Consider the following 23127-nt stretch of genomic DNA (forward strand, 5'->3'; position numbering starts at 1 on the left):
TGCTTGACAATAGGATTAATTTTAGTTAATGTATTTTGATGTTCATTTAACTGAAAAGGAGGATATCTTTGGGAAATAAAAAATGTAATGAACCGGATTGTCAAAAGCAATCGCAAAATGGTTTTTTCGGTTATTGCGTGGCGCATGGTCGTGAACAGGGAATTACAAAAAAATCTAATCCTGAATGTAAAGAAATAGGTTGTAAAAAAGTAGCAGTTTTTGGATTTGAAAACTATTGCATCGCGCATGGTCGTGAATATGGGATTACAAAAAAATCTAATCCTGAATGCAAGGAAAAGGGCTGTCAGAAAAGAAAGAAAGGTGGTTTTAGTGGATATTGTATTGCTCACGGACGAGAGTATGGAGTTACGAAAATAAGCAGCATCTTATGTAAAGAAGAGGGTTGTCAGAAAAGAAGGAAAAGTGGTTTTAATGGATATTGTGTTGCTCACGGACGAGCGTATGGAATTACGAAAAGATCTACTGGTCCATGTAAAGAAAAGGGTTGTCAAAAAAGAAGGCAAAGTGGTTTTAATGGATATTGTATTGCGCATGGTCGTGAACATGATGTTTAAAAAAATAAATCGGCAAAGCATTGCCGATTTTTTATTTGGATAAAATTTTGACATTAGTATGAAAGTGTAATAAAATATCTTTAGTTAACGAAGGAGGCTCTCGTGAAAACTCAGGATATACTTTGGCGATTGAAAAACCTAGACGAATGGTTTAACGGAGACCAGTGGTGGAGGGAGCTTTTTAACACACACAAGAAGATAATTAAACAGGCTTGTTTAGATCTAGTAGATCGTTTAGAATTACTAGGATCTTTTTCAGATGCAATTTCTTCTAAACAGTTTGCGGTTTTGTTTAATGGAGTTTTTCAGCCTGAACTGAGCATCCATCCTCATATGCAAGAGGAATTGATTGCTCTTTTGTTCAAGGATGATCACAATTATCAAAAAGAGGTATGTGATTATTTACAATGAGATAGCAACAGCTCTGATCTAATCAGGGCTTTTTTTATTAAGGATTACGGATTTGTACGGATGTACGGATTAATAAAGATGATTATTGTAGCTCTGTATATTCGTACAAATCAGTAATCCGTCCTTGTTGATAATTAGCCACACAATATTTTCAGTAAACGCACAAAATGTGCTATAATATAAATGCAAAATTTTATTAATAATTTTGGGTTTTAATTTTGTAATTTAAAAAAGAGGTATAAAGGTATTAATATATCTCCTTTATCCCCTTTATCCCTTTTTAATTTTATATGGAAAAATTTTATCGTTCAATTTTGACTAATGCTTGGAAAATAAACTTGAGAAACAAGTGGTTGTGGTTACTTGGTTTGTTTGCCGCTATAATTGGGAATGGCAGTGTTTATGAAGCTTTGCTTCGTGGGTTTAATAATATTTCAGAAGGTCGCTCAGTGTTTTTTACATTTCGTGAGTATGTGGAATCTGGAGTATTTGGCATGTTTTCTTGGGCCAAGTTGTCAGCCTTGTGGCAGACAGATCCTTCAGCTTTTGGCATGAGTATGTTCTATATGATAGTAATGATTTGCTTGATAGCAATTCTAATCACTATTGGAGTGATTGGACAAGGTGCATTGATCGCTGGAGTTATTGGTATTGATCAAAATAAAAAAGTAAAGCTGAAAAATGCGTTTCATGTTGGTGTTGAAAAATTCTGGCCGATTCTTGAATTAAATGTGATCACTAAAGTGTTTTTATTAGGGATTCTGATATTCTTGGCTTATTTAGCTTCGTTAATTGTGTTTGCATCTTCAGCGTTTAATATTTTCATTTATGTTTTGTCATTTATAGTTTTTGTGATTTTGGGAATAATCATTTATTTCCTAACTATTTATGGTACAGCTTATATTATTTTGCGAAATCAGGGACCATGGGGAGGCCTTAAAAATGCTTGGAAATTATTTACTAGGAATGTAATGTTGAATTTGGAAATGGGATTCTTGCTATTTATTTTGAATATTGTTGTTGGAATTTTGTTTTTCATTGCCAACTTCATAGTTATTTCTCCAATTTTTGTCATTTATGTTTTATTCCTGTTTACTGGCGCAAAAATTATACCTGCAGTTTTAATGATAGTTATGATTTTAGTTTTTATTGCTGTTATGTTGGTTGTGGGATCTTGGTGGAGTTCTTTCCAATTAGGAACTTGGGCCTTGTTGTTTGAAAAATTGGACTCTTCTAATGCAAAGTCCAAGATTCAACGCTGGTTTGAAAACGTTAAAGGCCGAAAGAAAAAACGAAAATAAACTTATGTTCATTTAGCCTCCACACTGGGAGGGGATCATAGGGAGCATTCTGTTCCCAAAAACAAAAACAAAAAACAAGACTGCCGCAAAACAAGGGCAGTTTTGTTTTTTAAAACTAAAAAATTCCTGAAGGAATTCTTTTTAGTTGTTTATTTTTTTACAATTTTATAAATGTTCCGAATTACCTGTTGTCCTGGTCGAGAATATTGCCATTGATTTTCAAGTACTAAGCCTTTTGGTAATATGTTTCCTAGATGTATCGGGTATTGATTTTTAAGCATTTGAAACATGGGGATGATTATAACTATTGTTCCATTTTTAACTAAAACTTTTTTTAACGAATTAAAAGTTTTTGCATATAGGTTAGTTAAATCTTCGACTATGCTTTGCATTTTTTCTGGTGATTCACCACCGCGGAGAGGTGGACCAAGATAGGGCTCAGTTACAACTGCCTGAATTGATTCAGGTTTAATTACTCTATCTAGGGTTACAACGTTTTCTTGTTTAATAGTAGCGGTGACAGTTTGTTCTATTTGATCGGCTAGCCAATCAAGATTTTCCTTGGAATCAGAAATAGCCTTTTTGCTGGCATCAGTACCCGTTACTTTCTGATAATCTGAAAGTAAAGCCTGCTGTAGAACCGTACCAGAGCCACAAAATGGGTCCAGTAAGGCTTCATCCTTGCCAATCTGGGATAGATTGATCATAATTTGCGCTAGCTTAGGAGGGATCATCCCTGATCGGTCGTCTCTTGCTGGGCGGCCATAGTCCAATTGAGAATAAAGTTCAAATGGTTGCACCGCCAGAGTTTGACCTAAATAAAAATGGTTTTTATGTTTGAGTAAAACAAGTTCAGTGCCTTGCTTGTTCAAAATATTTTTTTTCACAATGACTGAACTTAGTGGTTGTTCTTTCCCAGTTACAAAACGAACCTTATGACCGTCTTCTTTTAGTAGCCTTTTGATTTGTATTCCAAGTTTATTTGGATCTAGGTTATTATTGTAAACGCTGATGCCAAAGTTTATTTTTTTATCATCAATTTCAATTTCCTTAACCAATGCTTGAGGGGTTGGTTGGCCGATCTGTTCGATAACTTTCCCAAGTTTAATTGTCCCACCAAGTTGATTGATAAATTCTATTCCATTTAAATCATGTTCAATTTCTAGAATCAAAAAAGTAGCTTCGCTAGCCGTTTGACTGTAGGAAATTTTTTGTTTTTCTAAAACACTTTGAATCTCAGATTTAGATAATTCTGGATGATTACCCAGAATAAAAAAGTATTCCATGGTTTTTAGTTAAAAGTATAAAAGTAAAAGGTAAAAGTATTTGATAAGGCACTCATTACAATATAATAATACTGTAAATTTTTACCTTTGGACTTTTACCTTCTTTGCATTATAACAAAAATAAAAGGCTGTGTCAGTTTGCTCTACTAATAATGAGGAGAGAGATTGTTACAAGTAGAGCTTATTCCACAACCCTTCCGCACATCTTAGTATATTTGTAAATATTTGTCAAGAGCTTGCTACAAGATGAAGTGAATTTTGTTTATAGATAGTAACATTGACTATTTTTAGCAGATTTGCTAGAATGTAATTACATTTAGCCAATAATCCGCATTATCCGCGTTAGATTAGCGGAATCTGTGTTTATATGAATATTACCGAGCTGGCCAGAAAATTAAAAGTCAATACTCAAGAACTCAGGGATAAATTACCAGAGATTGGTTTTGATATTGGTCAAAAGGCAATTAAGGTAGATGATAAATTAGCATCTAGAATAATTCGATCTTGGCGTGAATTTCAGGACAGGGTAAGACAGAAAGATGCTTATGAGGCTATTACTAATAAAGATGAACAAGGCAAAGTAATATTAGACAAAAAAGTTGAAATTCCAGGTGTCTTAACAGTTAGAGATTTTGCTGAATTATTGAAATTACCAGTAACGATTGTTATTCAGGAATTGATGAAAAATGGAGTAATGGCATCTTTGAATCAACGAATTGATTTTGATACAGCAGCAATTGTGGCAGCTGATTTAGGTTATGAATCATCAGAGATTAATGCAGAAGAAAAAACTGAATTAGATAAAGCTCAGAAAGTTTCTGATAAATTAACAGCTGAAAAAGAAGAGGATCTAAAACATCGAGCACCAATTGTAGTTATCATGGGGCATGTTGATCACGGTAAAACCAAATTATTGGATGCAATTCGATCAACTGACGTGGTTGCTGGTGAAGCTGGTGGGATTACTCAGCACATTGGTGCATATCAGGTTGAGAAAAAGGGTCGTATGATCACTTTTATAGATACTCCAGGACATGAAGCTTTTACTGCGATGCGTTCACGTGGTGCAAAGGTGGCAGATATTGCCGTTTTAGTTGTGGCTGCCAATGAGGGTGTTAAACCGCAAACAGTTGAAGCTCTAAAGATTGCTCAAGAAGCAAAAATTCCAATTTTGGTAGCTGTAAATAAAATTGATTTGCCTGATGCCAATCCAGATAAAGTAAAACAAGAATTAGGTAATTATAATCTAGTGGCAGAAGAATGGGGAGGTAAGACCGCCTTTATTGCAATTTCTGCAAAGTTTAATAAAAATATTGATGCTATTTTGGACCATTTGATTTTAATGGCGGACATGGAAGAAGCAACATTGCGTGCCAATCCAGACGGTGATTTTGTTGGTAGTATCATTGAGTCGCATGTAAATCCAGGAGCAGGTCCTGTAGCTACGGTATTGGTTCGTAACGGCACATTGAAAGTAGGTGATCATCTAGTTATTGATGGTGTGTTGTATGGTAAGGTTAAAGTATTGAGAGATTATCATGGAAAAGAAATCGAAGATGCTAAGCTTTCCGTACCAGCTGAAATTTTAGGATTCAAGATTGCCCCAAAGGTTGGTGATGTCTTAGAAGTGACCGATGATCCAAAATCAGCAGCAAAAGCCAAGTCATATAAAATGCAAAAAGAAGAAACTTTCATTAAACATTCAGCTGAAGATACTGAAAGTAGTGATGATTCAAAAATTACACAAATAAACTTAATTCTTAGAGCCGATGTACTTGGATCACAGGAAGCAGTTATCGAATCATTAACTAAAATTCAAAATGCAGATATTAAAATTAAATTTGTTTCTAAGGGATTGGGAAATATAACAGAGAGTGATGTTCAGAGTGCAGAAGCAACTGGCTCATTGATTTTAGGATTCAATGTTATGCCTTCAACAGCAGCTACTGATTTAGCAAAAGAAAGTAAGGTTGAAATTGAAACCTTTAAAATAATTTATGAATTAATTGATGAGGTCAAAAAAAGACTGAAAGAATTAATCAAACCGGAAGTAGTTCGACGTGATTTAGGAAAATTAGAAGTAATAGAGATATTCAAGAAAGCTGATAAGATGCAGGTTGTTGGCGGAAAAGTTATTTCTGGAAAAGTTGAATCAAATTCAAAGGTTGCAGTTTTACGTGGTGAGGAATTTATAACTTCAGGTAAGGTGACTCAATTGCAAGCTGGAAAACAAGAAGTTAAGGATTGTGTTAAGGGTCAAGAATGTGGCATTAGCTTTGAAGGTCAGCCTTTAATTGAAAAAGGTGATATTTTGGATATTTATCAAGAAGAAGAAGTTTTTAAATCGTTATAGTAAATAGTAAATAGTAAACCCTAACCAAGAGGTTTTTTTTGTTACTCCTGATTAATCACTCCCCTCCGTCATTCCGGGCCGTGACCCGGAATCTGTGTGATGATTCATGAGATCCCGGATCAAGTCCGGGACGACAAGTGAGGGCGCGGGTTTTTTTGTTACTCTTGACAAAATTAAAGTGTTTTGGTAAAGTCTTTTATTGATAAGGACCTTTAAATGGACACAGGGAGGATGTGAAATGTCTAATCCTACAGATACAGGTACAATTAATTGGTATGAATTGTATCAGCAAACTGAAAGACTGATGAAAAAGACTAGTTCTAAGCTTAAAGAAGCTGATGACTTGATTGGCTCTATGAGAGTCAAGGAAGATGAATTACTGGCAGAAATTGAGCAATTGAAGGAGAAACTGGATGAGTTTCAAACAGATCAGCTAACTGATTTGATGCCATCCAAATTGTTCAATAAAATTTTAGAGAAGTATTTCTTACAAGCGCAACGAAGTCTTCAAAGTGTAACCAATAGTTTGGGGAAAGCTCCGGGGAAGTCGTTAACAATTTTAGTTATTGATGTTGATCGATTCTCAATGATCAATGATCAATGATCAGTATGGAAGTGATTTTGGCGATCTGATTTTGCAATTCGTGGCAATGGTTATTAGTAAAAAGATTCGTGGATGTGACATTGTTACCAGAAAAGGTCAACAGTTCCGGGTAGCGCTGATTGATTGTGATGCAAAAGCTGGTATTATGAAAGCGCAGGAAATTTCTAAGAGAATAAATCGTCAGGCTTTCGGTAGTGGGCAGGACGACGAGGTCAAAATTGCTGTTACCATCGGGATCGCTACTTATGATCATAATATGACTTTACCGCAACTGCGTGAAAAAGCATTTTGTGCAATGAAGCATGGCAAGGATGCAGGTTGTAGGAATTGTGTGTCTGTATATGGGAAGAGTGGAGACTATCAAATTGTCTTCAAGCCTAGCTAATTAAATGACCCAACCCGGAAAAATTTCCGGGTTTTTTATTTCTCACAACTGTTCTTGACAAATAATTTTAAGATGATAAAATTGTATTACAATGTAATACACTGCCATGCGTGAAGGAATTACCAATAATCAATAATCAAATCCTAAACAATTACCTAAATAAAAATAACCAAACTATAAATATTTTGAGAGTTGTGAATTGAATATTATAATTTGTTTATTATTTGGTGGTTGTGATTTGGTCATTATATAGTTATGCGATGTGTTGTAACCATTTCTTTGCCAGAAGAGATGTGCAAAGAAGTAGCAAAACAAATGAAAAAACATAAGTTTGTGTCTAAAAGTGAATTCATGCGACATGTTCTTCGTTTTTGGTTAGAGAATAATGGTAAATAGGTACTGATAATACTAATTTACTGATGTGAAAAAATAGAGTTAAAAATTATTTTGTATTGATGTTGGTGATTACTATTTAAATTTATTTATCAGTATATCAGTAACAATCAGTAATCAATTTCATATGGAATTAAAAGACAACAACTTTGAACAAGAAGTTCTTAAGTACGAAGAGGGGCCAGTGTTAGTAGATTTCCATGCACCTTGGTGTGGACCGTGTCAAATGCAAGGTCCAATCATTGAAGAGCTATCCAAGGAAATGCAGGACACTAAAGCAAAGGTATTTAAATTAAATGTTGACGAGAGCAATCAAACCGCTCAAAAGTATGGCGTAATGAGTATTCCAACATTGATTATTTTTGTTAAAGGGGAACCGAAGGAAACCATGAATGGTTTACAAAATAAAGATGTTCTAAAAGAAAAATTACAAGCGTTAATGTAATTTAAATCCTAATATCTAAATCCTAAATCCTAAACAAATTAAAATTTTCAAAATGCAAATATGGAGATGAATTTAGTGATTTTGAGTTTTGGGCCTTGTTTAGAGTTTAGCGATTAGAATTTAGAGTTTATGAATAAATATGATGTCATTATAATCGGTGGTGCTTGTGCCGGATTGTCCGCGGCGGTTTACACCGCTCGACGTGAATTAAAAACTGTGGTTTTAACTAAAGATGTAGGTGGCCAGTTAGCTATTACTACTGAAGTTGAAAACTACCCAGGAACTTTGTCAATCAAAGGACCTGAATTAGCTATGAAATTCAAAGAACATGCTGAAAAGTCTGGAGCAGAAATTAAATTTGCTGAAGTTACAGAGATTCAAAAAAAGGAATCTGGCTATGTTGTTAAAACCAAGGAGGAAGAGTATGAAGCCCCAGTGGTTATACTCGCTTTTGGCTTAAAACAGCGCCTGCTGGGTGTTCCAGGTGAAAAGGAATTAACTGGTAGAGGTGTGGCTTATTGTGCTACCTGTGATGGCCCGTTATTCAAAGGAAAAAGGGTTGCAGTTGCTGGTGGTGGTAATTCTGCTTTTGATGCAGCGGACTATTTAGCAGATTTGGCAGAAAAAGTTTATATGTTTATTCGCCGAGACGTGTATCGAGCTGAGGACACTTTAATTGAGGCAGTCAAAGCAAGAGATAATGTTGAAATTATAGATTTTATAGAAGTTGAAGAATTTATTGGTGCTCATAAATTAGAAAAAGTGAAATTGATGAATAATGAAACCAAGGAAAAAAGCGAACTTGAACTGGAGGGTGTTTTTATTGAAATTGGCTGGGAAAGTCAAGTTAAACAAATTAAAGGACTATCTGAATTGGTTGAAGTTAGCGAACGTGGCTTTGTTGTTGTTGATAATGAAGGCAAAACAAAAGCTGACGGAATATTTGCTGCCGGAGATGTTACCGATACTCCATTCAAACAGGCTGTAATTTCAGCGGGTGACGGCGCCAAGGCAGCTATGGGCGCAGCAGTATACATTCAACGCTCAAGAGGGAGAGAGATTGGAGATGTTTTGAGTGATAGAGCTAAGCGAAAGTAAATAATGAATTATGCAAGAATCAATTAAACCACAAGAAAGCCTAAAACAAAGTTTACAAAAAATTTCCCAAACTTTTAAAGATGATTTACACCAGCTTGGTCTTGGTGAGGTTGAAGGTGAAGAGTCACGTGATTTTGATTTTGAAAATTACGGGTTAAAGTTCGAACAATCCGAAGTTGAACGAGGGGAATTTAAATTTGAATATGATTTAATGCAACTGCAAGAAATGATTAAAGAATTAGAAGTGACTTTAAAAGTTGGAGGAGAAGAAGCTTGGCAAATGACTTATCGAGAAGGTGGACGTTTTTTGGCTGCTTGTTTTGCAGGTTTGGAATATCTTGAAGATCCGAAAGAAGCTTTTGCTACCTTGGTTTTTCGTTTAACAAAAAATCATCCTTGTGAGGATGGCAATAAACGAATTAGTTCAGTGATGTTTGTTCTTGGCTTGCTAGAAAATGGTATGCAAATTGAAGAAATTAAACAAAATATTGACCTTGAAGAGTTCGGGATGGTTATGAGCCAAATTGAAAGTGAAAAAGGCGATGAAGTTCGTGAAAAAATAAACAAGTTTCTGGCAGGTTTAGGGTATAAATAATAAAAGTCACTAATTGATAGTGACTTTGTATTTTGTTTAACTATAGACGTGAATTGAATCTCTATCCTCTCCCATATAAGCACCACAGATTGTACAGTGGAGATTTGACCCGCTATGCCCTGAAAGTGGCATCTCTCCAATAGTGTTTTCGTAACGAGATTCTGGTGAGCCAGGAACAATACCACAAGTACTGCATTTATAAAATGGGGGAGCAAAGATTGTGTGATTTGTTCCAGTTCTTTCTTGTAGCTTTCTAAGTGATTTTTCAACTGCAAGGTTTGCTTCTGTGTCGTCAGGTTTTTTAGACTGCATTATGGTGACCATTTGATGGGTCATAATGAGAATATCATGCAGTGCTTTTTTCCCCTTGGAAACATAGATTTCTTTTTCTGGTATAATTTCGTCGAGATAGTATTTGTTGTCTTGTTGAATAACTTCATGGTTGGGAAATGAGTGTTGCAAAAAGGCAAGGACAGTATCAAAAACTTTACCTTGATCCTTAAGTAGCCTCATTCTTTCATCATGAATTTGTGCATCAAGCACAGTTCGTTGGAGTTCTAATTCCTCTAATTTATTACCCATTATAAACCTCCGTGTTTCAAAGAAATAATGAACATTGTTAATAAAATTATCATATTTTAAAATTTATGTCAACACCATTTGAAAATGCAATTAAACAATTAGAAAAAGCTGCTCAAGTAATTAATCTTGATAATAAAGTTTTTCAATTGCTAAAAACTCCAGATCGAATTTTGCAAGTTAAAGTGCCAGTAAAAATGGACGATGATAGTTTGAAAATATTTGAAGGATACCGAGTTCAACATAATAATTGGGCTGGGCCATACAAAGGGGGTCTTCGTTATTATCCGACAGTTGATCTGGACGAAGTTAAAGCCTTAGCGTTTTGGATGACAATTAAATGTGCAGTGGCCGGGATTCCTATGGGTGGAGGAAAGGGTGGAGTTACCGTTAACCCAAAAGAGTTGAGTGAAGGTGAATTAGAAAGACTCAGTCGTGAGTTTGGTAAAGCTTTAGCTCCTAACATCGGACCGAAAGTGGACGTGCCAGCTCCAGACGTTTATACCAATTCAAAGATTATGAGTTGGGTGAAGGAATCATTTGTTGAATATCAAAAAAATATAATTAAAGAAAACGGTTTTGAATTGACTGAAAAACAAGAAAAAGAGTTTGATGCAGTTATTACCGGTAAAGCAATTGATGAAGGTGGTAGTCTGGGCCGTGATCGTGCCACAGCAATGGGCGGATTTTACATCTTACAACAAATGGTTGAGACGCGATTAATCTCGTCTTTACAACCAACCATCGCCATTCAAGGTTTTGGTAATGCGGGTATGACCATGGCAGAGCTTTGCGCGGAAGCTGGTTATAAAGTTGTGGCCGTATCTGACTCCAAGGGGGCTATTTATAATTCGGAAGGATTAGATATTAAAAAGGTGGTTGAACAAAAGAAATCCACAGGGCAAATTCAGGAGATTGAGGGTGGAAAGGAGATAACTAACAGTGAATTGCTGGAGTTAGAGGTGCACGTTTTGGTCCCAGCTGCCTTAGAAAATGTTATTACCAAGGACAATGCAGATAATGTTAAAGCCAAGTTTATTATTGAATTGGCCAATGGGCCGGTAACTCCAGAAGCAGATGAAATTTTAGCTAAAAATAGCATAAAATCAGTGCCTGATGTATTGGCTAATGCTGGTGGCGTAACTGTCAGTTATTTTGAATGGCAACAGAATTTAGATAATAGCTCCTGGACAGAAGAGGAGGTTCTTGCTAAGCTAAAGGAGGTTATTATTCCTGCCTGGAAAGAAACTTTGCAAATTCACCAAGAAAAGCAAATTGACTTAAGAACAGCTGCTTTTGTCCGAGCACTGGAAAGATTGAAAAGACTTTGCTATACTATAAATACATAAGAAAACTAATAATTTTCAAACACTATGGCAAGAAAATTGAATCCAGCATTAATGAAACCATTAACACTTACTGCTGAATTAGAAGCTGTTGTTGGTAAAGGGCCAATGCCACGTTTCGAAGTTGTAAAAAAGATTTGGGTTTACATCAAGAAGAATGATCTTCAAAACCCAGAAAACAAAAGAAACATTATTGCTGATGACAAGCTAAAACCACTTTTCGGTGGTAAAAAAGAAGTAAACATGTTTGAAATGACAAAACTTGTTTCAAAGCACATGAGCTAAATGATATTATAAAGACCCGAGGTTTTATCTCGGGTCTTTTGTTTTAAATTAAAATGATGTACCGTAATGATATGGACTATTCTTACGAACAAAATTTAATTGATCAAGGCTACCAGTATATTTGTGGAATTGATGAAGCTGGTAGAGGCCCTTGGGCCGGACCATTGGTGGCTGGCGCGGTTATTCTTGATTCAAACAAGGATGATTATTTTCCTTTACTCAATGATTCTAAACAGTTGACTGCTAAGAGACGAGAGGAGGCTTTGTTTGAAATAATGGACAAGGCTAAAGCTTGGGCAGTCGGTCTGGTTCGTCATGGTGAAATTGATCAGCATGGTTTAGGCTTGGCTAATAAGATTGCGATGAAAAGAGCCTGGAGACATTTACCTATCAAACCTGATTTTATTGCTTGTGATCATATGCATGGTTTGGCTTTTGAAACGCCAAGTGAAATTGTGAAAAAGGGAGATGCAACTATTATATCAATCGCGGCAGCTTCTATTGTAGCAAAAGTTTTTCGTGATCGGATGATGGAAGCTTTTTCCAGGAAATATCCGGAATATGAGTTTGAAAAACATAAAGGTTATGGAACTAAGCTTCATTTAGAAAATATGGAGAAATATGGAGTTTGTCCTATTCATCGACGTTGTTTTAAACCAGTGGCTAGAATAGAATTATTTGGTAAGAAAACTAAACAGTAGGTAGATTATCAGTTTTAAATAGCGAAAATTTTTCGAGTGAATTTGATAGTCACTGGAGACAGTATGCTATTGACAAAAAATTCAGCTTAATGTAATATAGGATGAATAACTTGAATTATTTGATTTAAGTAAACTAACCCTTTTGGAGGTGGGCCATGGCTAGAAATGGAAAGCCAGGTTACTTTATTCTTCTTGACGACATTGAACATACTCTGCTGAAGGCACAACAGCATTTTGCAGAGGGGAGATTGGCCGAAAAAAATGAGTGTTTTAACGTATTTAGTGCTTTTTGCGCAACTCTAGAAAGATTCGATGATATTCCCCCTGACAAAAATCAACAGATTCTAGAAAAGTTACGTCAAATGCAATCAAGTTTGGAAAATGAATCCGAATTTGAGGATTTTTCTGGAAAATTGCGATCCTTAGCCAGTGCTCTAGGAAGTAACCAATAGAAATTCAATCACCCCTTTTTAACAGAAAGGGGTTTTTTATTTAATTTTACCTAATACTTGACATAATCGAGACATTGTGCTATATTACTATGATAATTGAACTTTGAAATGATCCTAAAGTACTTCGATGTTACATCAAAGACTTTAGGGCAAGGGGCTAAATAATGCAGAGAAACCATGTGATTATTGGTTTGATCCTACTAGGAGTAATTTTCCTAGCGATTTCTTTACCACTCGGACTGTTTTGGGTGGCGAAGAGCGCAACCCAAGATGAATGGAATTCCAAGGTTAGTGGTCGTCGGACACCAGCTGAGATTAAGGGAATTATGGACGCTATGGTTAGGTATAACCAAGAGCCACCAAACTTTCTTCCGCAGTCTGGATTAGATGATCACCTTTGTGCAGCAACAGTAATCAACGCAATGAATTTCATTGTCGGTGAAGACCTGTTGCAATCTGTACCAGCTTGGTTTTTTCAAAAAACCAATCAGGACAAATTGACTTTGGTGTTTGATCGATCTGATGACTTTACTGTTGAAGGCAGTTCAGTTGTTGAAAAAAAAGATCGTGGCTTTTGGTTAAGTAAGATTTTACCAGATCCTAATGGTATGTACGTTCTTGGGTATTTGTACCGAGATAGTGTAGCCATGGGAACTTTGGCAAAAAAGGAACTAGGCGCAACGTTGAATTCACATTTGATGCTACTTTTACCAAAGGTTGGTGAGCATCGTTGGGGATTTCACTTGTTCCACGCGCCCGGCAAAGAGCACCTTAATCCGGTCTTGATTGAAAGGCTGGATGACAGGATGGCCAAGGATTTCGACCTGATCTACATTTGGCAGATCAAAGGAATTGAGTTGCCAGAAAAAGGTGAGGACATGTTCGTGGTGAATGATTCTTTACCTTATGAAAAGGTTCATTCGCATTTGAACAATGGTCCGGAGTTTTTGGAATATTACTTAGATACAATTGCTGTGTGGTGGCTGAATTTTGGTCGCTACGAGCAGTTTCCCGATGTTGTTAAACTCCATGACGGAGTGGTTAAAGTACCGCTTAACGGTAAAGTGTTTCATGGAAAAGTTTTGGGCTTTTACAAAAAAGTCCCGATCTACTATCATGGACACGAAACCCAAGCTCGAAGCAACTTTGGTCAAACCTGGCAGTGCGTTGAATATGCAAACAGGTTTTTGGTTAAAGCTTGCGAGCATCGCAATCTAGAAAGGACTGGTCATGCAGACAGTTATTTCTGGAAAGCGAAGGCTAAGGGGTTGGAATCATATCTGAATGGTAGCTTGACCGCACCACAGCCAGATGATTTGCTCATATTTGATAAGTCAGATTCAGATGGTAAGGTCGGTCACATAGCAGTTATCACTAGCGTTGATAAAGATAAAGTTTGTTTCGTGCAACAGAACTTTGGCAAGCGATGGTATGACTGTTTGCCAGTTGTGGTTTCTGATCATAATTGGTACATTGAAGCAGGAAAACCTTATCCAGCACTTGTTGCTGGTTGGGTTAGAGCTAAGAATAATGCAGTAAACTTATAGAGCAAGGAGAAAGAATGAAAGGGACTAAGAAACTTTGTTGTATGATTGCTCTGGCTATGTTGTCACTATTGCTCATGGGCGGTGGTGGACCTGATTACAATGGTTGTGATTGTGACTGGGATAGCGATAGTTCTTCATATGAAGCATCTGAGCCAGATCCATGCCAAATTGCTAAGCGAGCTGCCTTTGAAAAAGGCCAAAAGGCTGGGAGGAATCAGGCTGAAAGTGTTGCCGAGAAAAATCGCATGGAATTGCATCAGGAGATTGATCTTAAGCAAGCTACTATCGATAAGTTGAAGGCTGAAATGAAGGCGATTCAGGAAGTTGCCAAAATTGAGGCTGAACAAAAACCCGAGGATCTCCAAACTCAGCTGATAAAGATTATTACTGTGAAGAAGGGATACTGGGTGAAGAAGCATGTGGATGAGGTAGAAGGTTCGGATATTCGAGCCACCTACATTTGCAATTCCTGGGAATGGGGAAAAGCGAATCCAACGGTGTTTCCGGGGGATAAACTCAAAGTCTGCAAGTTTTCTGAATGAATGTAAACACAAAGAAGTCTTACGTCACACGTGAGGCTTCTTTTTATCCTTGAAAAGTTAGTTAAATTAGGGTAGAATATTAATGTTGTTACAAATTCTACAAATATTAGTAATCTTATGAAGTACGATCACAAAAAAATTGAAAAAAGGTGGCAGAAATTTTGGCAAGAAAATGAAGTTTATAAAACTCAGGATGATAAAGAAAAACCAAAGTATTATATTTTGGATATGTTCCCTTACCCTTCAGGTGCAGGTTTGCATGTGGGACATCCAAAGGGTTACATTGCCACTGATATAATTGCTCGTATGAAAATGATGCAGGGCCATAATGTTCTTCATCCTATGGGGTGGGACGCTTTTGGTTTGCCGGCAGAAAATTATGCAATTAAAAATAAAGTTCATCCACGCGATGCAGTAGCCAAAAATGTTAAAGTTTTCAAGGAACAGTTGAATAAAATTGGATTTACTTATGACTGGAGTCGCGAGATTAATACCACAGATCAAGATTATTATAAGTGGACTCAGTGGACGTTTTTGAAAATGTTTGAAAAAGGTTTGGCTTATGAATCTGAAGAACCGATTATTTGGTGTCCAAGTTGTCAGACTGGCTTAGCAATGGAAGACTTGGAGGATGGCAGGTGTGAACGTTGTAATAGTGAGATTGAACGGAAACCAATGCGCCAGTGGGTTTTGAAAATTACTGATTATGCTGAGCGTTTATTGAATGATTTAGATAAGTTAGATAAGTGGCCAGATTCTATTCGAGAGATGCAGAAGCATTGGATTGGTAGATCAGAGGGAGCTGAGGTAAAATTTGAAATCCGAAATTCGAAATTCGAAATTACCGTTTTTACTACTCGTGCTGACACTTTGTTTGGGGCGACATTTATGGTGTTAGCGCCTGAACATCCGTTAGTTCAAGAAATCACAACTGAAGAAAATAAAAAACAAGTTGAAAAATATATTAAAAAAGCTTCAGCTAAATCAGATCTTGAACGAGCAGAATTACAAAAAGATAAATCTGGGGTTTTTAGTGGAGCGTATGCCATAAATCCTGTTAATAATGAAGAAATACCAATTTGGATTGCTGATTATGTTTTGATGAACTATGGCACCGGTGCAATTATGGCTGTTCCAGCGCATGATCAACGTGATTTTGAGTTTGCAAAGAAATACGATATTCCGATCGTGCCAGTTGTAATGCCATTTATCAAGGCTCAGGATAATGATTTGCCAAAAAAGAACAAAAAAACAGAAAAGAGAAATAATGTGATTGTAGTTGTTAAACATTGGGCAGAGGATAAATATTTTTGCTTGGATTGGAAGAATTTCGGTTGGACTTCTTTTGTTGTCGGTGGAATTGAGGATGGCGAAAGTTCCGAAGATGCAGCTTTGCGAGAAATGAGAGAAGAGTCGGGTTATCAAAATGTTAAGTCAATTAAAAAATTAGGTGGACCGATAGCTACAAATTTTTTTGCTAAACACAAGGATATTAATCGTGAAACGGTTATTGAAGGCTTTTATGTTGAATTAACTGATGGTGAATATGTTGAACCATTAGATAAGGATGTTGAGCATCATGTTGGACAGTGGGTTGATAAGGATAAAGTGTCTTCATTTATTAATTTGGAAAATCATTCCTGGTTTTTTGATATATCAACGAATGGAGAATCAGTTTATTCTGGTAAAGGAATAAGTATTAATTCTGAGGAATTCAATGGACAAACTACATTAGAAGCTATGGAGGGAATTGTTAAAAAAGCTGGAGCAATCAAAAAAATAAATTATAAACTTCAAGACTGGGTTTTTTCTCGTCAGCGATATTGGGGTGAGCCAATTCCAATAATTCATTGTGAAAAGTGTGGCCCCGTAGCAGTTCCAGAAAAAGATTTACCAGTTAAACTACCGGAAGTTGAGAGTTACGAACCAACTGGAACAGGTGAGTCACCTTTGGCAGGTATTGATGAATGGGTGAATGTTGAATGTCCGAAGTGCGGTGGTCTAGGAAAAAGAGAAACTAATACCATGCCTCAGTGGGCAGGTTCCAATTGGTATTATCTTCGTTATATTGATCCAGCTAATGATAAAGCTTTAGTCGACAAAGAAAAAGAAAAATATTGGTCTCCAGTTGATTTTTATGTCGGCGGTGCAGAGCATGCTACTCGGCATTTAATTTATTCCCGGTTTTGGCATAAGTTTTTATTTGATATCGGAGCAGTTAGTTATGATGAACCATTTACTCGACTTCAGCATGTAGGTTTAATCATGGCCGAAGATGGCCGAAAAATGAGTAAGCGCTGGGGGAATGTTATCAATCCAGATGATATTATAAAAGAGTACGGCGCTGATGCCCTGCGTGCTTACGAAATGTTCATGGGTCCATTTGATCAGGCTAGTGTTTGGGATACTAATGGGTTGCGAGGAGTCAAAAAGTTTTTGGATAAGGCACACGATTTAGGAGGTAAAGGGGACAAAGGAGATAATAAAGAAATTGTTACTCTGTTGCATAAAACGATAAAAAAAGTCACCAAAGACATTGAAACTATGGATTTCAATACTGCTATTTCACAGATGATGATTTTTGTAAATAAAATTCAATCAACTGGCTGTAGTCAACAGACACGTAAAATGTTTTTACAAGTATTGAGTCCGTTCGCACCACATTTGTGTGAAGAATTATGGAGTCAGCTCGGGGAAAAGCAAAGTATTTTCTTGTCTGAGTGGCCAAAGCATGATGAGAAGTTAATTATTGAGGAGACAGTTGAAATTCCAGTCCAAATAAATGGCAAAGTACGAGTTAAGCTTCAGGTTGAACCTAATATTTTAGAAGAAAAATTGAAAGAATTGGTTTTTGCTGATGACCAAGTGCAACGATACGTTGAAGACAAAGAAGTAAAGAAATTCATTTATGTTAAGGGCAGGTTAGTAAGTTTAGTGGTTTAATATATTGGAAAATAATAAAAGAGCTCAGTCATGTTGCATGACTGAGCTTTGTTTTTCATTCATTGAATGCTTTACACAGATATTCATTCTTGTCTTCCAATCATTCCAATTCAATTAAGCTGCATCAAGGTACCTTTCAACTTTTTCTTTCATTTTTGGTTTGGGTGCTCCGGGAAAGAGGATTAAATCGTCGGGTCCACTTCTGGAACTGCAACCACCAGGACCAGCTTCCATTTTCTCCTTTTCATCGTCCTCAGGACACTTGAAGTTTAACAACTCGTTAATAAGAACACTTTGCAATGGTTGGCGTAGAGTTTTCATTTTAACCTCCATTTCACGCCTATTGAATATGCTCAGCAGTCCCTTACTGCCGAACAAACACACCTTCTCTATTTATATTGTATGACATCAAAATACTAATGAACATAGTTTTTGTGGACAAGATTTGTCTGTTTTTGTCAATCTATAATTAATTATTTTTATAAAAAGAAGATTTACATTTTAGAAATTATTTACATTGTTAACATAAAGTATGAAAATTTAGAACAAAAAGAATGTTATAAATCAGTAACAATAGTGTCGGATTTGTGGATAACTACTTTGAAATGTTGTCAGAACCTGCTAACATTTAAGTAGAGGGGTTTGACGACTAAAAATTGAAATATGGCACTAGCACAGGAATTATTAGCAATTGGTTTAAGTGATAAGGAGGCAGATGTTTATTTAGCTGCATTGCAGCTTGGTTATTCTTCTGTTCAAGAAATATCACAGAAAGCTAATATTAATCGCACAACAGCATACACCCACATTAAAAATTTAATCAGTCGGGGACTTTTGAATGCAACCGAAAAAAATGGTAAAATTTTTTATGTCGCTGAACGACCAGAAAAATTGGAATATATTTATGAACAGCAGGAAAATGAAATCAAGCGCAGGCGACAGATGTTAGATCAAATCATGCCCAAGTTAGAATCTCTTTATAATGTAGCGAAAGATAAGCCTTCAGTTCGCTATTATAACTATAACAGCCCAGAAGATTTAAAGGTTGTTAGACAAGAAATTGCTCAACGGCGATCCAATATAATGTATAATATTTTTAATTATGAATTGTATAAAGATTATGTCTCTCGTCGTCATGTACAAAACATTTTAGATTCAGTCCAGACTTTTAAAACTATATATATAGCGAATCATAAAATTGTTGATAGCCGTTTACGACCACTCTTAAAAAACGATAAATTTTTCATTAAATTTCTCACAGAAGCAAAGTTTGGATTTTTGTGTGAAGTTCTAATATCTGATGATAATGTTTATATTGCTGGCAAAGGAGATTGGTTAATCATTCGCGATGAACTTTTTTCGCAAACCCTTGGTTTGTTATTTGAAGCTTTGTGGGGCATTGCTGAGGAATTTTAAATAAACACAAAATAAAAAAGTATGTTAATTAAAGAGTTACAAGAATTTGGTTTAAGTGATAAAGAATCTAGAGTTTATTTGGCTGCTCTTGAACTAGGAACATCCACGATTCAGGAACTTTCACAGAAATCAAATGTTAATCGAGCAACTACCTATATTCAGGTGGAGACATTGTTAAAAAGAGGATTGCTCAGTACAGTAGATAAAAATAAAAAAAGTGTTTTTATTGCTGAGCGACCTGACCGATTGTTGTCGATCCTGGATGAACAAAAGCAAAAGATTGAGAATAAACATGACAAGATAAAAAAACTTATACCTGATTTTGAAGCTTTATATAATGTGATTGGCGATCGGCCAAGAGTTAGATTTTTTGAAGGAAGTGTAGGTGTGGATGCTTGGAGGCAGGATGTTTATAAGTTTGGCCCAAGTCAGCTAGATATGATTTTACCGTTAGTAGAGGATTTTGATGAAAAGAGTCAAGATACAAGTTTTCTAGAGAAAATTTTAACGCGTGTTCAAGCGGTGAGATTATTAGTCCCGGAAGAAAAAAGACAATTCATGAATAAGATTTTAACATCAGAAAATTTGCTTGTGAAATATCACAAGTTAGTTGATTTTAGAGCTGAAATGATAATATATAGTAATAAGGTTTATATTAGCAAGGCTCTAGGCGCTGCTAATATGGCTGTGTTGATGGAGGACAAAATGTTTTATAAGAGTTTTTTGGCGATATATGATGTTTTGTGGGATGTTGCAGAAGAGTAAACTTTTTAAAAATGAAAACACCATCAGATTTGTACTGATGGTGTTGTTTTTAAACACAGGAAAGTCAGTATTATTTATTACCTCGGGGGGCGACTAGCGCAACACTCCCGCAGTAGGAAAACGCGTTATTTTCGGAAGACCATTTTCAGTTTTACTTATCGATGAAAAACCAGTTCCACCACCAAGTCCAGACATCTTTACTTCACGAACGTGTAAAACATTTGAGTTACTCACTCTCGGTGTCAACTGTGTGCAGCAATTTGCAGCAGTGTGTAATCTGCTTCTCGTAAAAGGATAAAATTTTGCCCGCATACTTTTCCTCCTTGAAAAGTGTTAACTATTCCCGTTTGGGTTGAATAATTAACTGTTTAGTATAGCAAATAACAAAAAGTTTGTCAAGGGCAAGGTGATATTATATATTTCAAATGTTAGCAATTATTACCATTCGTGAAATGTGTAAATTTAGACAACTTTAGTGAGTGTTTGAATTAATTGTTAGATAGTATTGACAAAATCATAATAATTTGCTATACTCCAATGTTGAGTATTTGGCTATAATGCTTGTATAGCTAAAGACTTGGAAGATATAATTGTTTTTCCATAGCAGCTCTAATAGTATGTTGGAGCTGTCATTGGGCAGATAAACAGGAGGTGTCATATGTCCAGACATAGTAAGAGGCATAAGTCTCGAAAAGTGAAAGAGTATGATCCTCACCGTGTCATGCGAGAAATTGCTAGGACGTTGATTGGCTCAAAACCCAGACAGGTCCATTCGGGTAAAAAGGGCCAAAAGGGTTATGATCGCAAACGTGAAAGAGCAATTCCCAACTATTAAGGAGGTCGTCATGAAAACGATGAATACATTTCGAGAGTTTTCTATAAGAAAACTCTCATCAACTTGAGCGAATAATTTATTTGTTAATTCACGTTGATTAATAGAGGAGGTATAGCATGACTCCCCGTAAAATCGTTTGTCTCCACTGTGGTGGGACGCATGGGTCTGAGAAACAGATCCGTACCTGTAAGAAATTGCAGGACCGCCAAAGTGGTAAAAAGAAAGGCAAGAAAAAAAAGAAGTGACAAAAAAAGAACGCGGATTCATGATCCGCGTTCTTTTCATTTATTTTTGAGGTTTATTTACTGTTGAACTATGCCGTCAGTTTCCGCATGTTGATCCAGTTCCAGCGCTGAGGTTAAAATATTTTTGGTCTTAATAATTGTGTCTTCTGAAACACTGTCTTTTGCTGACAACGTAGTATTTCCAGTGAGTTTGATAATTTTGCCAGCATCTTCAAGTTCTGGGGTTATAACTATTGCAAAGTTGGCATGTGCCTCTTTTACGGTTTCTGGTAATCTATTTATTTCCCAAGTAATTTTATTTGTGTTGCTATTGTAATTAATTTCCCCAGTACTGACGTAACTTTCATCTGGCCATTCAGCATATTCTGGTAATGAAGCGTTCACGGTTATGTTTTCTATTTCGTGAATATCGTTAGATAGATCCCAGAAGACTTTGATTGTAGTTTTTTTGCCAACCTCGAAGGGTAGAGGGCCACTGCCAATCGGCGTACCGTCTTCAAAGTAATACAAAGCTTTAGTTCCTAAGTCAAGGTCAGAATTGATAGTTAAAATAACGTGACTGCTTGTGACTGGTTCAGTTTTAACTCCTAAGTGTTCAGACAAATCAAGGCTGGAAAACACATCAAGTGAGGCTTTGCCAAGTGAATTAATACTGTCCAGGTCGGCAAAAGTATTCAAAGGTAGAGAAAAGTCTAAACTGAATTCCTGACCTGTAGCTAAAGTAGCTAATTCTGGAATTTGAGTTTTATCCCAGGTGATTTGCTTGCCTGTCTCAGTTTTTTCTATTTTTCCATAGTAGTCATCTTCAATTTTATTCCAATTCAAAAGATCTACAGGCTGACTATTGATAGTAGTTGTTAAAATTAAATTATTGTAATCTTGTTCCCCAGTATTTTTACTGATAATGGTGAAGTCCAAGTCTTGGCCTAGTTCAATGTTTTTGTTTTCTGTTGTACCATTGACAATAGTGTAGGTGTTGATGGCTTGGTCAATAATTTTGATGGATAGTTCTTCTTCGTGAACTTTGAAATACTGTTCCTCATTGCCAAGTAGTAGGAGCTCAAGCAAAAATGTTTTTGTTCGATCGTTATCAGAAAGGATGTTCATGTCAGCATCAAAGAAACCTTCAACTAATATTTCCTTACTCTGAGATGATTGATTTAAGTCAGCAATAATCCATTGATTATCGTCTTCGTAGGTAGTCGGATTGGCTGATTGAAAAGTGAATTTATCTGGGTAGGTGATTTGCAGTTTGGCATTATAAAAGTCAAGTTTAGCTTCGTTTTTAATTTTTGTTTTTAAATTGATCTTTTGACCAGGAGTTATATTAGAAGGGTAATTGGTTATGAATTCAAGTTCGGGTGCTTGTGTTATTAAGCTGAAGGTTGCTTCTTTGGTGAATTCTGAATTAAAGTTGCTTGGTTGAAAGGTCAATTTAACAATGATCTTTTGTTCTTCTTCAATCTCGTCAATAATACTGCCAGATATGGTTATTTGGCCATTGTCACCAATTTCCAGTTCACCCAACTGCCAAGCGTGATTAACTGGCTCAGGCTCTAGTTTCTCAATAAGTAAACCGTGTGGATATTGAACATGCAATCTGGAGTCAAGAAGACTAACTTCTCCTAAGTTTTGATAATTAATAATGAAGTCAAACTGTTCTCCAATTTTTATTTTTTCAGGACCTTCAATTGTTAGCTCGAGGCTTTGTTTTTCAAAGGTTTTGTTGGAGGAAAAATACAAAAAGCCGGCTAAAGCTGAGCCCGCTAGTAATAGTAATACAATTAAAGAAAAGATAATAAATCTTTTTTTTCTTTTTTTGCGATCTTTATTAATTAAAGTCCTTAGACTTAAATCCTGCTCTGAGTCACTGACTGAGTCGAGTCCTTGATGTTGGTCATCAATATCCTGTTCTTCATATAGCTCAATTAATTCTTTAATGGGATTTTCTTCTGGATATTCGATCTTTTTTCTTTTAAAAACTAAAGTTTTATTTTTGTTTTTTTTATTTTTACTCATAATGGT

The 23127-nt window shown here is 36.1% G+C and carries 25 protein-coding genes; 20 read left to right on the forward strand and 5 right to left on the reverse strand.

What is annotated here, in order from left to right; all coding sequences use genetic code 11:
- Positions 1–68: 68 nt before the first annotated feature.
- The 3 genes from HN643_02525 to HN643_02535 all read left to right on the forward strand — a co-directional run bounded on the left by HN643_02525 (position 69) and on the right by HN643_02535 (position 2287).
- A complete protein-coding gene (locus HN643_02525; GenBank protein MBT7500519.1) occupies positions 69–575 on the forward strand; it encodes a hypothetical protein in 507 nt (168 codons plus the stop codon).
- A 102-nt stretch (positions 576–677) separates the two neighbouring features.
- Positions 678–986, forward strand: a complete 309-nt coding sequence (locus tag HN643_02530) for a hypothetical protein (GenBank protein ID MBT7500520.1) — start codon at positions 678–680, stop codon at positions 984–986.
- Positions 987–1276: 290 nt separating this feature from the next.
- Positions 1277–2287: a hypothetical protein gene (locus tag HN643_02535; GenBank protein MBT7500521.1), complete on the forward strand. Its 1011-nt coding sequence runs from the start codon at positions 1277–1279 to the stop codon at positions 2285–2287.
- A 149-nt stretch (positions 2288–2436) separates the two neighbouring features.
- On the opposite strand, the gene HN643_02540 is transcribed toward HN643_02535, so the two are convergent.
- Complete coding sequence (locus tag HN643_02540; GenBank protein MBT7500522.1) at positions 2437–3573, reverse strand: hypothetical protein; 1137 nt, start codon at positions 3571–3573, stop codon at positions 2437–2439.
- Positions 3574–3940: 367 nt separating this feature from the next.
- Here HN643_02540 and HN643_02545 point away from each other — a divergent pair, with 367 nt between their 5' ends.
- The 7 genes from HN643_02545 to HN643_02575 all read left to right on the forward strand — a co-directional run bounded on the left by HN643_02545 (position 3941) and on the right by HN643_02575 (position 9446).
- Complete coding sequence (locus tag HN643_02545; GenBank protein ID MBT7500523.1) at positions 3941–5926, forward strand: translation initiation factor IF-2; 1986 nt, start codon at positions 3941–3943, stop codon at positions 5924–5926.
- A gap of 238 nt (positions 5927–6164) precedes the next feature.
- Positions 6165–6530 carry a hypothetical protein gene (locus HN643_02550; protein MBT7500524.1) on the forward strand — a complete coding sequence of 122 codons (366 nt, stop codon included), beginning with the start codon at positions 6165–6167 and terminating at the stop codon, positions 6528–6530.
- Positions 6520–6915, forward strand: a complete 396-nt coding sequence (locus HN643_02555; GenBank protein ID MBT7500525.1) for a diguanylate cyclase — start codon at positions 6520–6522, stop codon at positions 6913–6915. Before HN643_02550 ends, HN643_02555 begins: the two co-directional genes overlap by 11 nt.
- 255 nt (positions 6916–7170) lie before the next feature.
- Positions 7171–7311 (forward strand): ribbon-helix-helix protein, CopG family, encoded by a 141-nt coding sequence (locus HN643_02560; protein ID MBT7500526.1) that lies wholly within the window; start codon positions 7171–7173, stop codon positions 7309–7311.
- A gap of 124 nt (positions 7312–7435) precedes the next feature.
- The gene (trxA, locus tag HN643_02565) at positions 7436–7753 is read left to right on the forward strand and encodes a thioredoxin (GenBank protein MBT7500527.1); all 318 of its coding nucleotides are present in this window, start codon (positions 7436–7438) and stop codon (positions 7751–7753) included.
- 129 nt (positions 7754–7882) lie between these two features.
- Complete coding sequence (locus tag HN643_02570) at positions 7883–8851, forward strand: FAD-dependent oxidoreductase (GenBank protein MBT7500528.1); 969 nt, start codon at positions 7883–7885, stop codon at positions 8849–8851.
- 10 nt (positions 8852–8861) lie between these two features.
- Complete coding sequence (locus HN643_02575; GenBank protein MBT7500529.1) at positions 8862–9446, forward strand: hypothetical protein; 585 nt, start codon at positions 8862–8864, stop codon at positions 9444–9446.
- Positions 9447–9482: 36 nt separating this feature from the next.
- Here HN643_02575 and HN643_02580 read toward each other — a convergent pair whose 3' ends face one another.
- Positions 9483–10028, reverse strand: a complete 546-nt coding sequence (locus HN643_02580) for a hypothetical protein (protein ID MBT7500530.1) — start codon at positions 10026–10028, stop codon at positions 9483–9485.
- A 65-nt stretch (positions 10029–10093) separates the two neighbouring features.
- On the opposite strand from HN643_02580, the gene HN643_02585 reads away from it, so the two are divergent.
- The 7 genes from HN643_02585 (at position 10094) to HN643_02615 (ending at position 17841) form a co-directional block, all read left to right on the forward strand.
- On the forward strand, positions 10094–11374 hold the full coding sequence (locus tag HN643_02585) for a Glu/Leu/Phe/Val dehydrogenase (GenBank protein MBT7500531.1): 1281 nt from the start codon (positions 10094–10096) through the stop codon (positions 11372–11374).
- Positions 11375–11398: 24 nt separating this feature from the next.
- Entirely contained in the window at positions 11399–11656 is a 258-nt protein-coding gene (locus tag HN643_02590; GenBank protein ID MBT7500532.1) for a hypothetical protein, read from the forward strand.
- 71 nt (positions 11657–11727) lie between these two features.
- Entirely contained in the window at positions 11728–12357 is a 630-nt protein-coding gene (locus tag HN643_02595; protein ID MBT7500533.1) for a ribonuclease HII, read from the forward strand.
- A gap of 155 nt (positions 12358–12512) precedes the next feature.
- Positions 12513–12809, forward strand: a complete 297-nt coding sequence (locus tag HN643_02600; protein MBT7500534.1) for a hypothetical protein — start codon at positions 12513–12515, stop codon at positions 12807–12809.
- 164 nt (positions 12810–12973) lie between these two features.
- Positions 12974–14356 carry a CHAP domain-containing protein gene (locus HN643_02605; protein MBT7500535.1) on the forward strand — a complete coding sequence of 461 codons (1383 nt, stop codon included), beginning with the start codon at positions 12974–12976 and terminating at the stop codon, positions 14354–14356.
- Positions 14357–14370: 14 nt separating this feature from the next.
- Positions 14371–14898 carry a hypothetical protein gene (locus tag HN643_02610; GenBank protein ID MBT7500536.1) on the forward strand — a complete coding sequence of 176 codons (528 nt, stop codon included), beginning with the start codon at positions 14371–14373 and terminating at the stop codon, positions 14896–14898.
- A 117-nt stretch (positions 14899–15015) separates the two neighbouring features.
- Positions 15016–17841 carry a leucine--tRNA ligase gene (locus tag HN643_02615; GenBank protein MBT7500537.1) on the forward strand — a complete coding sequence of 942 codons (2826 nt, stop codon included), beginning with the start codon at positions 15016–15018 and terminating at the stop codon, positions 17839–17841.
- Between the two features lie 114 nt (positions 17842–17955).
- On the opposite strand, the gene HN643_02620 is transcribed toward HN643_02615, so the two are convergent.
- Positions 17956–18162 (reverse strand): hypothetical protein, encoded by a 207-nt coding sequence (locus HN643_02620; GenBank protein ID MBT7500538.1) that lies wholly within the window; start codon positions 18160–18162, stop codon positions 17956–17958.
- A 342-nt stretch (positions 18163–18504) separates the two neighbouring features.
- Here HN643_02620 and HN643_02625 point away from each other — a divergent pair, with 342 nt between their 5' ends.
- Positions 18505–19257, forward strand: a complete 753-nt coding sequence (locus HN643_02625; protein ID MBT7500539.1) for a hypothetical protein — start codon at positions 18505–18507, stop codon at positions 19255–19257.
- Positions 19258–19278: 21 nt separating this feature from the next.
- Positions 19279–20022: a hypothetical protein gene (locus HN643_02630; protein ID MBT7500540.1), complete on the forward strand. Its 744-nt coding sequence runs from the start codon at positions 19279–19281 to the stop codon at positions 20020–20022.
- 93 nt (positions 20023–20115) lie between these two features.
- Here HN643_02630 and HN643_02635 read toward each other — a convergent pair whose 3' ends face one another.
- Positions 20116–20256, reverse strand: coding sequence for a hypothetical protein (locus HN643_02635; GenBank protein ID MBT7500541.1), 141 nt, complete (start codon positions 20254–20256; stop codon positions 20116–20118).
- A 424-nt stretch (positions 20257–20680) separates the two neighbouring features.
- On the opposite strand from HN643_02635, the gene HN643_02640 reads away from it, so the two are divergent.
- A complete protein-coding gene (locus HN643_02640) occupies positions 20681–20857 on the forward strand; it encodes a hypothetical protein (protein MBT7500542.1) in 177 nt (58 codons plus the stop codon).
- Between the two features lie 302 nt (positions 20858–21159).
- Here HN643_02640 and HN643_02645 read toward each other — a convergent pair whose 3' ends face one another.
- A complete protein-coding gene (locus HN643_02645) occupies positions 21160–23121 on the reverse strand; it encodes a hypothetical protein (GenBank protein ID MBT7500543.1) in 1962 nt (653 codons plus the stop codon).
- Positions 23122–23127 lie beyond the last annotated feature (6 nt).

The organism is Candidatus Falkowbacteria bacterium (assembly GCA_018674305.1).
Classification (GTDB): Bacteria; Patescibacteriota; Patescibacteriia; order UBA11705; family JABHMO01; genus JABMRF01.